Source organism: Methylobacterium sp. SyP6R, from assembly GCF_019216885.1.
Taxonomy (GTDB): domain Bacteria; phylum Pseudomonadota; class Alphaproteobacteria; order Rhizobiales; family Beijerinckiaceae; genus Methylobacterium.
The window spans coordinates 4,819,015-4,833,408 of sequence record NZ_JAAQRC020000001.1; the positions used below are offsets into that span (position 1 = coordinate 4,819,015).

The window sequence follows — 14,394 nt, forward strand, 5'->3', positions numbered from 1 at the left end:
TCCGGCGCCTCCGGCGGGGCGCCCCCCGCCCTCGGATCATGACGTAAAGCCGTGCACGACTACATCAAGAAGATCCTCGGGGCCCGCGTCTACGACGTCGCCATCGAGAGCCCGCTCGATCCGATGCCGCGCCTGTCGCAGCGCCTCGGCGCCAAGGTGCTGCTCAAGCGCGAGGATCTGCAGCCGGTCTTCTCGTTCAAGATTCGCGGCGCCTACAACAAGATGGCGAGCCTGGCGCCGGAGGCCCTGGCCCGCGGGGTGATCTGCGCCTCGGCCGGCAACCACGCGCAGGGCGTGGCCCTCGCCGCCAAAAAACTCGGCGTCACCGCCGTCATCGTGATGCCGCGCACCACCCCGGCGATCAAGGTCGAGGGCGTGAAGTCCCGCGGCGGCCAGGTGGTCCTGCATGGCGACGCCTTCGACGAGGCCTATGCCCATGCCAAGGGGCTCGAGGCCGAGCAGGGGCTGACCTTCATCCATCCCTACGACGATCCGGACGTGATCGCCGGCCAGGGCACGATCGGGCTCGAGATCCTGCGCCAGCACGGCGACCCGATCGAGGCGGTGTTCGTGCCGATCGGCGGCGGCGGCCTGGCGGCAGGCGTCGCCACCTTCATCAAGTTCATGCGGCCCGAGACCAAGGTGATCGGCGTCGAGCCGGCGGATGCCGCCAGCATGGCGGCGGCGATCGCCGCGGACGACCGCGTGGTGCTCGACACGGTCGGCCTCTTCGCCGACGGCGTCGCGGTGCGCCAGGCCGGGGCCGAGACCTTCCGGCTCTGCCGCCAGTACATCGACGAGGTGATCACGGTCGATACCGACGCGATCTGCGCCGCGGTCAAGGACGTGTTCGACGACACCCGCGCCATGTCCGAACCCTCCGGCGCGCTGGCGGTGGCGGGCCTGAAGGAATACGCCGCCCGCGGCGGCATGGGCTCGGGCGCCCTGGTGGCGATCAACAGCGGCGCCAACCTCAACTTCGACCGCCTGCGCCACATCGCCGAGCGGGCCGAGATCGGCGAGCGCCGCGAGGCCCTGCTCGCCGTCACGATCCCCGAGCGGGCGGGCAGCTACCGCGCCTTCATCCGGGCCATCGGCCGGCGCGCCATCACCGAGTTCAACTACCGCTACGCGCCGGGTGCCGAGGCGCAGATCTTCGTCGGCGTGCAGCTCGCCGGCGGGCGGCCCGAGAAGGAGGCCCTGATCGCGGAGCTGCGCGGCCTCGGCTACCCCCTCGTCGACCTCACCGACAACGAGGTGGCGAAGCTCCACGTCCGCTACATGGTCGGCGGCCGTGTGCCGGGCCTCGCCGACGAGCGGCTGTTGCGCTTCGAGTTCCCGGAGCGCCCGGGTGCGCTGCTGAAGTTCCTCGACAGCCTCGGCGTCGCCTGGAACATCTCGTTGTTCCACTACCGCAACCACGGTGCCGATTACGGCCGGGTTCTCGCCGGCATCCAGGTGCCGGAAGCCGAGCGCGGGCAGTTCGCCGCGGCTTTGGCGGAACTCGGCTACGAGCATGTCGACGAGACCGACAATGCGGCCTACCGGCTGTTCCTCGATGGACAGCCGCGGGAGGTGAAGGCGCGAGAGGCGATTGCGGCGCCGGCGGCGTAAGGCTTTGTTCGGGGGCAGTTTCCTCCTCCGTTGATGAAGGGCCGTCCGGGAAGAAAGTGGCATAGGTTCACCCTCCCTCTGCGGGCAGGGCGATCGCACATGATACCAACGGCATATGATACGGCTTCCGGAAGATTCCTTCCGGAAGCCGTATCACCAGCCCACGCGGTGAAGCCGTAGGCTTCACACGCCTGAGCGAAGCCGATTTCCGCATCGCGAAGCGATCAGTCGGAAATCGTATGACTCCAGTGGGGGGGGTTCGAGGCGCCCCGGGTCCAACTGAATAACGGGCTCTTCTGCACCATAGAAAAACCGACATCTTCGCCGACGGCGGTGCCATGCTATCACACCCGCATGACCTCGCCAGTTTCATCCAGGGCGAGTCGGCCGAAAGACGGTGTGGAACTAAATAGAAACTCGCTATACAGGGTAGTATTTGCCGCCCTGGATAGCGAAACAGTTTCATTCGCTAGGGACCGCGAAGCCGGTGAACAACTTATACCGACGGTCGTTGAAAACGACCTTTGGTTCCGTTCTCGGATTTTCGCCAAGTCTCCGGCTTGGGATCGAAAATTCGAGAAGGGTCAACGGCCCCGTCGATCTCGGGCCTGCCCGAGATCGAATCGATGCGTCAGCATCTTGGGCCGTTGGTATAAGGAAACGGCTAATGGGCCATGAGTCGGAATGAGCCACGCCCCCGTTTCTGGATCGGCGTCCCCCGTCTCTTCCTCCGTCCTAAATGGACGGAACTTCGTGAGAATTGCCAGCCCAAGCTTGCGTGCGCGCCAACGCGCTCGCCCGCTCAAAGCGCTCCCGTGCCGAGGCCTCGATGCGGGATAGACCGAGTGCGTGGCCCATCAATCTGATGCGTTCTGTTTCCGAAGCACTGGCTCGGAGGGTCCCCGCAAGCCCGACGAGTTCCGCCATCGGCGTGTCGAAGTGGCCGCGCACGGTCGCGTCAGCCGACCGGTGCGGATGGCTCGCCCGTCGCTCCTCGCCCGATGGCCACAGAACCGTCCGACCATCATCGTCGGTTCGCGCAATCGAAGCGTCGATCTGGTCGGACACCGCTGCGCGGATCAGGGGGCCGACACGATTGAACCCGTGCGCGCGGGCGATGCGCCGGACGAGGACATCCTCGTAGATGGGCGCTTCGACCGCGAGGACGTGCGCGACCATCGCAGCCAGGGTCGTGCGGTAGGCGGCGTCGTAGAACCGCTCCGGCTCGACCGGCAAACCGAGATCCGCGAAGTCGGCGATCCGGTAGACCCGCTCGTCATGAAGGGGCTCGGCTTCCATCGTCGGGGCGGTCGAGGGCCTGGCCTGGTCCGCGTAGAGGCGTGGCAGCTCCGGATCTCGTTCCGGCTGCGGATCGTTGGCTGGCTCCGGCACAACGTCTGCAGCGGCCACTTCCGCTGACACGTCGTCCACGGATTCGGGTCCATCCAGCTCCACGTCGACAGGTTCAGGAGCTTCTTCAGCCGGAGCTGCGGCTGAGCGCGCGCGATCCTGTTCCAGGTCCTCGCGCAGGCGCTGGTCGAGCTTGGCGAGCGCAGAATCTGCGTTCATCCACCACTCGGTGCTCCAGACCCGGCGGATGCGCCAGCCGAGACCGGTCAGCACGTGCTCGCGCAGGCGGTCGCGGTCACGCGCCGTGGCGGAGCTGTGATAGGTCGCCCCATCGCACTCGACGCCGGCGAGATAGCGGCCGGGCGCGTCGGGATGGACGACCCCGAGATCGACCCGGAACCCCGACACACCGATCTGGGTGTGCACGCGCCAGCCCTTCGCCTCGAGGCCGGCGAGAACGGCAGCCTCGAACGGGGACTCGACGTCGCCTCCCGTTGGCGCGAAGGCCTCGGCGAGGGCGCGTGCCCCGCGATCGGCGAATTCGAGGAAGTGCTTGAAGTCGCGCACGCCGCGCGCCCGGGTCCGACCGAGGTCGATCTGCTCAGGTTTCAGCGAGGCGAAGACGACGAGTTCGCGGCGGGCGCGGGTGATCGCGACGTTCAGGCGGCGGTACCCGCCGTCCTTGTTGAGGGAGGAGACGGTGCTGACCGGCCGGCCCGCCTGGTCCGGTCCGACGGCCACGGAAAACAGGATCGCGTCGCGCTCGTCGCCCTGCACGTTCTCCAGGTTCTTCACGAAGACCGGCTCGTGCCAGCGGTCCTTGTCGAAGAACGGCTCGAGTTCCGGGTATGACCGCCGCTGCGCGTCGAGCAGGTTCTCGATCAGGCGCTGCTGCTCGCCGTTGAAGGTGACGATGCCGAGCGAGCGGCGCTCCTGCGCGAAGCCCGGATCGCGCAGGCGGCGCACGATCTCGGCGACGATTGACTGTGCTTCAGGCCGGTTCACGCGGGCCCCGCCGCGCTCGTAGACGCCGCCCGGCACGAAGGAGAGCCGCACCGCGCGGTCGTCGGTCACCGGCGACGGGAAGGTGACGAGCCGCCCGCCATAGTAGCGGGCATTCGAGAAGGCGATCAGGCTCTCGTGGCGGCTGCGGTAGTGCCAGTCGAGGTTGCGCCGCGGGATGTTGGCCGCCAGGCACTCGTCGAGGATGGACTCCTGGTCGGTGACGTCGCTGCCGTCCTCGATGTCGTCGACGCCGCGATCGCCGACATTGGTCGGCGGCAGCTGCTCGGGATCGCCGACGATGACGACCTGCCGGCCCCGGGCGATCGCCCCGACGGCGTCCCAGGGCGAGATCTGCGAGGCCTCGTCGAAGATGACGACGTCGAACGGCTCCTTGTCGGGCGGCAGATACTGCGCGATCGAGAGCGGGCTCATCATCACGCAGGGGGTGAGCTTGGTCAGCGCCGTCGGCATCCTGCCGAACAGCTTGCGCAGGGCCAAGTGCTGCGCCTTCTTCGTCAGCTCGTGCGAGAGCGTGCCCCATTCCGGATCGGCCCCGAAGGCCGTGGGCCCGGGAATGCCGCCGCCGAGCCGCGCGCGCACGACCTGCTTGGAGAGTTCGGTGACGCGGGCGTCTGCCGCGCGGAAGCGCGCGATGGTGTCCTCGTGGCGTTCCGGCAGGAAGCGGCGCAGCACCGGATCGTGGCTGACGACGCGGTCGATCCACCAGCGCGCGTAAGCCGTCTCGAACGCGGCCTCGGCTCGATCGGGTGCGACCCTGCCCTCTTCCAGCGCCTCGATCAGCGGAGCGAGGCCGCGGCCGCGGGCGTTCTGCGCCGCCGCCTGCCAGGCGCACCACCCTTGCGCGCGGCCGAGCCCGGACGCCCAAAGCCGTGCCTGGGCGATGCTGGCGTCGATCCAGTCGGACCCGGTCGCCAGCGGCTCATCGGGATCGGCACGCCCGGCGAGCCGGCCGAGCGCCCCCATGGCCTTGGTCGCCCGCCCGCGATCCTGCTCGAAGGCCGCGTATCCTTGCGCGATGCGTCCGCCCTCGGCGAGGGACCGGGCCTGGCGTTCGACGAGCTGGACCAGGTGATCGCGTAAGCCCTCGATGCCGAGCGAGGGGGGACCGAGGATGTCGAGGAGACGCTCGACCTTCTCGGCCCAGGCGACGGCGGCCTGAAACTCGGAGGCCGGCGTGTTCGGATCGCTCCAGGGCGGCCCCAGCCGGGCGAGGAGCGCGTCCCCGGGACAGCCTAGCTTCACGTGCCGGGCGACCTCGATGAGCCCGACGAGATCCGGCCCGATATCCTCCGGCAGCGCCCCCTCGGCATAGGGCTGGACCTGCGTTCGGACCTTCTTGAGCTTTCCTCCCTTCACCAGGAAGTTCGAGGCTTGCGCGGCCGCCCATTCCGCCTGGAGGCCGGCGAGATCCTGATCGAAAATGCCGGCACGGTACCGGCCCGAAAGGCGGCCGAGCAGCGCGTCCAGCGTTCCCTGGAAGTGCTCGCGCGCCGCGAGAGCCCGATGCAGATCGCCCGTGCCGTCGGCCAGGAAGGCCGCCCCGCATCGCGCTTCGGGCCGGACCAGGAAGTTGCCGAGAACCGCGAGCCCGCGCGTGCCGGTGTAGGTCGCGAGCAGGGATTGCAGGCCGATCGCCCCGGCGAAGGCCTGTCCGCTGGCGCGTAAGGCCATGAGCGTGCTCTCGACGGCCTCGATCGCGGCGCTCATGTCGTCGCGCCAGACCGGCGACCATTGCGTGGCCTCGACGCCCTGAAGAGGATGGTCGGCGAGCGAGCCCACCGCGGCGAGGACCGGACGCAGCTCGCGGCAACCCGCGCGCAAGGCCGCCAGCGTCTGCGGGTCATGGGCGCGATGGTCCGGCCAGGTGAGCCGGAGCCCGGTATCGCCGCCGCCGGCCACGATCACGCGGCCGAAGGCCTCGTAGGCCGAGAGACCGTTCTCGCGCCGCCGGTGGAGCGCGCTCACGAGGCCGTTGAGTTCCTCGCGCAGCGCTCCGAGCTCGCGCGTGGCCTCGTCCCAGGCCCCCTGCGAGGGCGTCGTCCGCTCGTGCCAGGCCCTGCGCAGCTGGTTGAGCACCGCCGATTTCTGCGCCTTGGTCGAGTGCACTTCCAGGCAGTAATCGCCCAGTCCGATCTCCTGCAGGCGGCGCTGCACGACTTCGAGCGCGGCCGTCTTCTGCGACACGAACAGCACCGTGCGCCCCTGTGCGAGGCACTGGGCGATCATGTTGCCGATCGTCTGGCTCTTGCCGGTGCCGGGCGGCCCGAACAGCACGAAGTCCTTTCCTTTCGCCGCCGCCAGCACCGCGGAGAGCTGGGAGGAATCGGCCGAGAGCGGCGCGAACACGGTCTCGGGCGGATGGTCCCGGTCGAGGCTGGCCGGCTCGGGGAAGGGCGAGCCGTCGCCATAGGAGTGCTTCGGCGTCTCGATCAGGTGACGCACGACCGGGTTGCGCTTCAGGAGCTCGGCCCGGTCGACCAGGTCCTTCCACATCAGGTACTTGGTGAAGGAGAAGGCCGACAGCACGACGTCCGGCACCACCTCCCAGCCGCGCAGGTCGCGGACATGCCCGCGCACGATCCGCATGATGCCGTCGACGTCGATGCCGGAGGCGTCCCGCGGCAGTTCGCCCTCGAGTTCCGGCATCCGCAACCGGAAATCCTCGCGCAGCATCTCGAGCAGGGTCGGGTTGATCCGCACCTCGTCGTCGTGCAGCGCCAGGCGGAAGCCCGCGCGCACGCTGGAGCGCTTCAGCGCGACCGGGACCAGCAGCAGGGGCGCGCGATAGGCGGCCTCGCCCTCCTTGCGGGTCCAGGACAGGAAGCCGATCGCCAGGTAGAGGATGTTGGCCCCGCCCTCCTCGAAGCCGTTGCGGGCGAGCCGGTAGAGATCGAGCAGGCGGCGATCGAGATCGGCCTCCGTCGCGGTGGTGTAGATCTCCCGCCGGGCGAGCGCCGCTTCGAGGTAGCTGCGACGGCCGTCGTCCTGATGCCGCCTCGCGTAGAGGTCGGCGCTGCGCTCGTCGGACCCGGTGAGCACGTCGGAGACGGGCTTCAACCGGAACTCGTGCCCCGCCGCCAGCCCGTCCTCCAGGGCTCCGGGGGAGACGCATTCGAGGGCGACCGACCCCGTCCCCGGCTTGAAGTTGAGGAGCTTGTTGCGCAGCGTAAGGTCGAGGAGCTTGCGCTTCCAGCGCTCCAGGCGACCGACCGGGGTTTCGGGGGCCTCGTCGACGGGCGGCCGCTTCTCGTCGTCGCCGAGCGACGGCGGCGGGGCGATCGGCTGGTTGATCGGAGCCGTCGGCACGGGAGCGATGCCGCCCGGCCTCCCCTCCCCGAGATCCATCGGGCGGATGCCGCGCCGGCGGCAGCGGCGGACATCGATCGCGACCTCGAGCGCGGCCGGGGCATCATCCTCGACCTGTGCGCCGCCCCGGGCCGTCGCCGCCTGAAATCCCGCCGGCGGGGTGTGGGTCAGGAGCGTCGTCTCGACGAGGATCAGGTCCTGTAGATCCCGGCGCTTGCGCAGGAGCTGCCTGTCGTCGACGGCGGCCGAGGAGAAATCCTCGTCCTGCAGCCACAGGCCGACGAAGGCGTGGCCCTCCGTCAGCACCAGGACCGGGTTGAGCCCCGCCTGTTCCAGGCAGGCGGCGAAGAGGAGCGAGAGGTCGAGGCAGGTGCCGACCCGCCGCTCCAGCACCTCGCTCGGACCGCGCACCTTCTGACCGGCCCGCTCGAAGCTCGCCGGCGGCAGGACATAGGCGATGCTCCGGTCGGCGAGCGCCGCCCAGATCGCCGCGGCGAGCTCCCAGGCGCGGGCCTTCCTGCCCGTGGTGTAGCCGTTCAGCCCGGTCTCGCGGCCCGCCTCGCCGAGCTTCGTCGCGGCATCGCGCAGGACGATGTCGACGGCCGGATCGTTGGGTCGCACGAAGGCGGCGAGCAGTTCCGGCGCGCTGACGCCCCCACCCCAATGAGAGGGCGGCAGGAGACGGATCTCCGCCACGTCCCGGGCCAGCGCGCTCCCCGCCCCTTCGAGGATCGTGGTCAGCTCCAGGCGGCTCGCCTCGGTGAAGCCGGCGAGCAAAGCGGCATTGAGACGGAGATCGGGAGCCTCGATGTGATGGTTCGCGCCGGCCGGAATCCGGTCGATGCGCAGGGTCAGCGGCTGCACGAAGGCCGGTCGGCTCTCGACCCGGATCAGCAGGTCGACGATGTCCCGATCGGAGGGGTTGGCGACGACGATCTCCCGGATCACCGGGATGGCGTTCTCGTGATAGGCGAGGCTGACGTGCTCCGTGGCGGTGCAGCCGATCCGCACGGTGGCCTCGGTCTCGATGTCCGCGACGGGTTCGATCGTCTCGATGCTCACGGCGCGATCCACCGGCTGGAGAAGCGCTCGCCGAGCTTGTAGCGGGCAAGCTTGGGTCCGACCTCGTCGCAGGGCTCACCGAACGGATCCCGCGTGACGCCGAACTCGGCATCGTTGACGTAGCCGGTGACGTAGCAGACGTCCTGGTACTCGCCCTTGATGCGGTTGCGCATCCTGATCCGCGTGGTCGCCAGCGCGGTCTCCAGGGGGCGATCCTTGTAGAGGGCGGTGCCGTAATCGAGGACTGTCGTCTCGCTCGACATGAACTCCCAGCGATCCTCGGCTTGCGCCTGATAGTGCCGCGCGAGCCGCTGATAGCGCGAGAGGAAGGCGTCGGGCTGCGTCCCGGTCGCGAAACCGCGCGCCTCCTCGCCGAGAGCCTGCTCGAAGAACCGCGCCCGTTCGCCGTACTGGGCGCGCAACGCCCTCTCCCGGGTCTCGCGGCGGGCGCTCTCGTCCTTCTCCTTCTCGCGGTCGAGCCTGCGCCGGTCATCCAACTCGCGCTGGCGCTTGAACTGCTCCTCGGCGCTGCGCGTCTTGCCCTCGTCGATCTCGGTCTGCGCCTGGGCGACCTCGGACGGCGCGATCCAGAGCGGCAGGAAGCGGTGGGACAGGCCGTCCCGGGTCATCGCCTCGGTGATTGCGGCGAGATCGGCTGCCCCGGCATAGACCGCGCCGCACTCGGCCCGCTTGACCGAGATGAAGGCTCCATCCGCCGAGGTGGCTGCGACGACCGGACGACCCGGCAGCTCGTCGCCGATCCGATCTGACAGGCGGGTGAGGATGGCCGCATGCGCCTCGGCCTTGTCGGGCACGACCCGGCACAGCACGCTCGACGGATTCGGCACCACGACGACGCCGAAGCCGTCACCCTTGCGGTCGCGCACCAGCGCTTCGACCTCGTTGGCCTTCGCAGCGTCCGCCTGCCGCACGGCGGCGAGGGCTGCCGCATCGACGACGGCGAGCCGGGCGAACAGGTTGCCGTTGACGGCCTCGACCAGGGTGATCACCCGGTCGACGGGCTCGCGCAGCAGGCGCTCGCGCTCGGCGAAGATCAGGTCCTGTTTTGCCAGGTCGTTGGGCCCGCAAGGCCGAAGCGGCAGGTCGAGCTTGGCCCCGAGCCCGGCGCTCCGGTCGCGGATCTGCCGGTTCAGGAAAACGTCCGAGAGCGGTGCGTGGTACAGGCAGGCGGCGGCCCGGCCGTCCTCGAAGACCAGTTCGCCGCGCAGGTTGCGCACGACGGACGGGGCCTTGCCGCTGTCGTTGGTGAGCATGATCAGGTCGCCGCGACCGCCCTCGAGCAGGAACCGGCTCTTTCCCGTCACCGCCCGGGCGAGCCGCGCGGCCGCATCGATCCGGGCCCGCTTGCGCGCGTAGGCGTCAGTGAGTTCCTTCAGGCGCTCGTCGCTGGTCTCCGGCACGATCCCGGTCACGTCGGCGACGAACCCCGACAGGAAAGTCTGGAGATCCTGCGGGATGCCGCCCTTCAGCCCCTCGGGAGCATCGCTCCGGGTGCGCGCCTCGGCCTGCGCTCGCAGGCTGCTCATCCGATCGAGGGCGGACAAGCGCACGGCCTCGGCCTGCGACAAGGGGCCGAGCCCGCCGACCTCGCGGTCGATCGTCTCCGTGTCGGGCGCGGAGGGCCCGGTGCGGGCCGCGAGCTGCTGCTCGATCCGGCCCTGGATCCGCGCGGCCTCGGCACGCACGACCGGGGATGCGTCGCGCTGATACGGGGCGAGGTTGGTCTTGAGCACCTGAAGTTGCTCGGCCCGCCCTTGCGCTTCCGCCCGGGCCTGCCGCGTTTCGCGCGCCTGGCCGGTCTCGACCTCGGCGACGACGATCCGCGTGCCCGAGAAGTGGAGTTCGATCGCCTCCCGGGGCTCGACGGGATGGACTTGATTGTTGCCATCGCGCGTGGCGAAGGATTGGTTGCAGGTGGTCGCGACGGACCAACCGTGCTCGTCCGTCGTCGTGCAGCCGACATTGCGCCGGAGATTCGGTTCGGTGAAGCGCCGGCACTCTCCGAAGATGCTGCCGAGCCGTCCGTCGTCGGGGCCGATGCCGCTCTGGATCAGGCCTTCGATGGTGGTGTTTCGCCGTGCGAGCGCGCGATCGACGCAGAACCGGTCGAGGGTCGAGAGCCGGGCCCAGGTCTCGCGCGCCGACTGGATCTGGGCCGCACCGAGCAGACCTCCGAAGATGTCGAGGGGCGTAACCTGCGCGACGATTGGACCGATCGAAGCCATGAAAGCCGCAATCGACAGAACACCGCGCCGTCCACCCCAGCCCATCGTGACACCCTGCGCAAGCCTTGCGATCTGTGTCGCCGGTTTTCGCCTCCCGTTCAAGACGATGAATGCCGCGCGCAACGCAATATTTTTCGGGCCGCCAATCTCGCAGCATCGAAACAAAAATTTGACATATCAAGATTTAAAACACAAATTAGAATTATGTTTTCAAAGGTGCCGCCGCCGCCATCAACCATTTTATAATTATCATTACGAATGATCACGGGAACATGAACGATGGAAGTCCGGAGCGTCGTCGATCGAGAGTTCCAGCTGCATGCAGAGGGCAAGGCGCCCTGGGTCACACGCCACCGCCGACTTCGGACCCTCGCCAAACCGGAGCCGTCTCGCGATGATGCCGGGCCAGCCGAGGGACGCGCGCGATGGATCGGTTCGAGCGGCTGACCGGGTTCCGGGAAGCAGGGTACGGAGAGACGCAGGCGCGGCTGCGCGTGGTCGACGGCCGCCTCGTGAACCGGGAGACCGGCGAGCGCTTCGCGGTCGGGACGCTGACCCTGCCCTCCCTCGCCGGATTGCGCATCGCGGCCAGGAGCGCCAGACGACCGGGCCGCCTGCGGTTGAGCATCGTCGAGGGCGACGTGCGGGCCATGCACCGTCTCCCTGAGAACCGGGGCGCCCTGGTCCAGGTCGCCTCGCAGTTCGACATGCTGGAGATGGTGGGGCCCCACATCACCCCGGAGGATGGCGTCGCCGGTCGTCTACGCGGGCACGCTGCTGGCCGGACTCCTGAACGCGGCGCGCGGCGCCTCGAACCGCGTGCTGCTCACGCGGCTCGGCGGGGGCGCCTTCGGCAACGCCGACGACCGGATCGATCCAGCCATGACGCCGGCATTGCAGCGGGCCCGTCACCACGACCTCGACGTGGCCGTCGTCAGCTATGGCCCCCCGTCGCGGGCGCTGCGCGACCTCGTACGGCACCATGACGAGCAATCCGGGAAGCCGGACTAAATAGAAACTGGCTCTACGGGTTTGATTTCGCACGCAAATCCAAGGCGCTCGATCTGCCGCACGAGCGCCTTGGCGCGGATGGTCGGGGCCGCCTTGCGGCCGTGATCAGGCCCGGGATCGACGTAAGCCGTGCCGGCCTTGAGCATGTGATAGATCGCGGTCAACATCGAAGCGGCGACCGCGCAGATCGCCTTCTTGGGGCCGCGCCGGCCGCGCAAGCGCTGGAACTGCGCCCTGATGTAGCTCGCCTTCTTGCGCACTCCGGCCCAGGCGGCCTGCACCAAGGCCGTCTTGAGCCAGGGCGCGCCCTTGCGCAGCCGCGTCGAGCGCCGCTTGCCCGCGCTCTCGTCGTTCCTCGGGCACAGCCCGGCCCAGGAGATCAGATGGCCGGCGGTCGGGAAGCGGCTCATGTCGGGGCCGATCTCGGAGAGGATCACCTGCGCGGTGAGGTCACTGATGCCCGGGATCGTCACCAGCAGCTTCACCGCTTCCCGGAAAGGGCCGAGGTCGCGCTCCACCTGCGCGTCGATCTCCGCGATCGCTCGCCCCAACCCGTCGTACTGGCGTAGATGCACACCGAGCAGGAAACGGTGGTGATCCCCGATCCGGCCCGTGAGCGCGGCCCGGATCGCCTCGGGCGCCGCCTTCACCCGCGGGCTGACCAGCGCCTGCAGCCCAGCCGGATCGCGCTCGCCCTTGACCAGCGCGTCGAGCACGGCGCGACCGGACTGGCCCATGATGTCGGTGAGCACCGAGGCGAGCTTGAGGTTGGCCTCCTCGAGGGTCTTCTGGATGCGCTGGACGTGGCTGGCCTGCTCGCGGACCAGTTGCTTGCGGGTGCGCAGCAGGTCGCGCATCGCCTGGGTCTGAGCCTCGGGCACGAAGCTGGCGCGGATCAGGCCGTGGGCGAGCAGGTCGGAGAGCCAGACCGCGTCGGCGACGTCGGTCTTGCGGCCGGGCACGTTCTTGACATGGGCGGCATTGGCCAGGATCAGGGTGCGGCTGTCGGCGTCGAGGACCTGCCAGACCGGGCGCCAGTAGATGCCGGTCGCCTCCATGGCGACATGGGTGCAGGCGTGCTCGTCGAGCCAGGCGGAGAGGTCGAGCAGAGCGGGCGTGGTGGTGGCAAACGTACGCACCTCACGCTGAACCTCGCTGCTCTCGGCCAGACGGATGGCTGCGACGACGGTGTCCTTGTGAACATCGAGGGCGGCGCAGCGGGGGTAGAGGACCTTCATCACGATCTCCTTGCCGTCAGGCCGCCGGCGCAGGCTCCCGTGAGATCAAATCTAAATGACGCGCTCCGGGGCTGGCCCGAGGACCGGCCCGTGACGCAAGCGAGGGGACTGAAGAGGAGCCCGGATCCAACTGATACGCGGGGTCTGGCACACCAAAGACGAACCGATCTCTCCGCCGACGGCAAGTCCACTCTGCCATATGTTTCATCCGCAAGGGACCGCGAAGCCGGTGACGAACTGATACGAAATCCGGAAGATCACTTCCGGATTTCGTATCACCAGCCCGCGCGGCGCGTGAGCGAAGCCGATTTCCGCATCGCGAAGCGATCAGTCGGAAATCGTATGACCGCGACGGTTTTTGCCGCCGCGCGATCGGCGGGGCGGCCCGACCGGTCGCACCGGCAACGGGACGCGCCGCCTCCCTCCTTCGGCGGATCCCCGCTCAGGCTGCGGACGGGGGCCGGTAGCCGGGAGCGGACCCGAGGCGCGCCGCCAGCATCGCCTCGAGCCGGTCGAGCGCCTCCCCCGGCAGCGCCGCACCGACGGCGAGGCGGTAGACCTCCCAGCCGACCGATACGAAGCCGAGGCCGAACCGTTCCGCCGCGGCCCGGGCGCCCAGGGCCGCATCGGCGGCGCCGGAGGCGATCACCGCCGCCACCGCCTGGTGGGTGAATTCCTCCAGTCCGTAGCCGACGATCTCATCGGGACGAATTCCGGCCTCGGCGAGCAGCCGGTCGAACCAGGCCCGGGTGCCGGAGCCCTTCTGGCGGTTGACGAAGCGCGCCTTCGTGGCGCGCAGGTCCGCCGGCGTGCCGAGTCCGAGCGGGTTGCCGGCGGCGACCAGCAGCCCCTGCTCGCGGGCGAAGAGCGGGCGTACGCGGAAGGCCGGATCGGCGACGAGGTCGGAGAAGGGCGGGCCGGCCGCCTCGGGCTCGATCGCCCCGCAATGGAAGCCCGCCGCGTCGGCGCGCCCGTCGATGAGGCGCATCACCGCGTCGCGGCTGCCGGTCACGGCGACCTCGGCCCCGCCCCACTCCGCCAGCACCTCCATCAGCAGGGGATCGTGGCTCACGGCCACGGCGAGGCGATGGGGCGCGGCGAGCGGCCCGGCGAGGCGCGCCCGTATCACCCGCGCCTCCCGGGCGAGCGGCAGGGCGAGGCCGTCCGCCGCGCCCGACAGGGCGTCGTGCAGGGCGGCCCCGGTCTCGGTCAGCGTGGTGCCGTGCCCGCGGGTCTTGCGAACCAGCGGCCGGCCCGCCGCCGCCTCGAGGGTGCGCACGCGCTCCCACGCGGCGCGGTAGGACAGGCCGAGCGCGGCCGCCGCCCCCTGCACCGAGCGTGTCCGGGCGACGGCCCGCAGCAGCGCCAGGGTATCGGCGACGGCAAGCCGCGCCCCGCCGATCCGCAGGTGGCCGCCGAGTTCGAGCTCGACCGAAAAGGGGCCGTCGTCGGGCCTCGTCATCTCGGGCTCATCCCAGCTCTTTGCGAGTTCTCCATCGGTCCTCCCGCCGCGGCCGGCGCACATCGACGGCTCCGGCCGG

The 14,394-nt window shown here is 69.7% G+C and carries 6 protein-coding genes; 2 read left to right on the forward strand and 4 right to left on the reverse strand.

Translation table 11 applies throughout. The features are described from left to right. Positions 1-51: 51 nt before the first annotated feature. The gene (gene ilvA, locus HBB12_RS22180) at positions 52-1,614 is read left to right on the forward strand and encodes a threonine ammonia-lyase, biosynthetic (protein ID WP_236991339.1); all 1,563 of its coding nucleotides are present in this window, start codon (positions 52-54) and stop codon (positions 1,612-1,614) included. 735 nt (positions 1,615-2,349) lie between these two features. Here ilvA and proA read toward each other — a convergent pair. Both proA and HBB12_RS22190 read right to left on the reverse strand, forming a co-directional pair. After that, complete coding sequence (proA, locus tag HBB12_RS22185) at positions 2,350-8,358, reverse strand: anti-phage protein ProA (RefSeq protein ID WP_236991340.1); 6,009 nt, start codon at positions 8,356-8,358, stop codon at positions 2,350-2,352. Then, positions 8,355-10,604: a hypothetical protein gene (locus tag HBB12_RS22190; protein ID WP_236991341.1), complete on the reverse strand. Its 2,250-nt coding sequence runs from the start codon at positions 10,602-10,604 to the stop codon at positions 8,355-8,357. The genes proA and HBB12_RS22190 overlap by 4 nt, the downstream gene beginning before the upstream one ends. 744 nt (positions 10,605-11,348) lie before the next feature. Between HBB12_RS22190 and HBB12_RS22195 the strand changes: the two genes are divergently transcribed. Next, a complete protein-coding gene (locus HBB12_RS22195) occupies positions 11,349-11,615 on the forward strand; it encodes a hypothetical protein (protein ID WP_236991342.1) in 267 nt (88 codons plus the stop codon). On the opposite strand, the gene HBB12_RS22200 is transcribed toward HBB12_RS22195, so the two are convergent. Together HBB12_RS22200 and HBB12_RS22205 are read right to left on the reverse strand one after the other, a co-directional pair. Beyond that, positions 11,612-12,853 carry an IS110 family RNA-guided transposase gene (locus tag HBB12_RS22200; protein ID WP_236987776.1) on the reverse strand — a complete coding sequence of 414 codons (1,242 nt, stop codon included), beginning with the start codon at positions 12,851-12,853 and terminating at the stop codon, positions 11,612-11,614. The two genes, HBB12_RS22195 and HBB12_RS22200, sit on opposite strands and share 4 nt — an antisense overlap. A 442-nt stretch (positions 12,854-13,295) precedes the next feature. Continuing rightward, positions 13,296-14,315: a substrate-binding domain-containing protein gene (locus HBB12_RS22205; RefSeq protein WP_236991343.1), complete on the reverse strand. Its 1,020-nt coding sequence runs from the start codon at positions 14,313-14,315 to the stop codon at positions 13,296-13,298. Positions 14,316-14,394 lie beyond the last annotated feature (79 nt).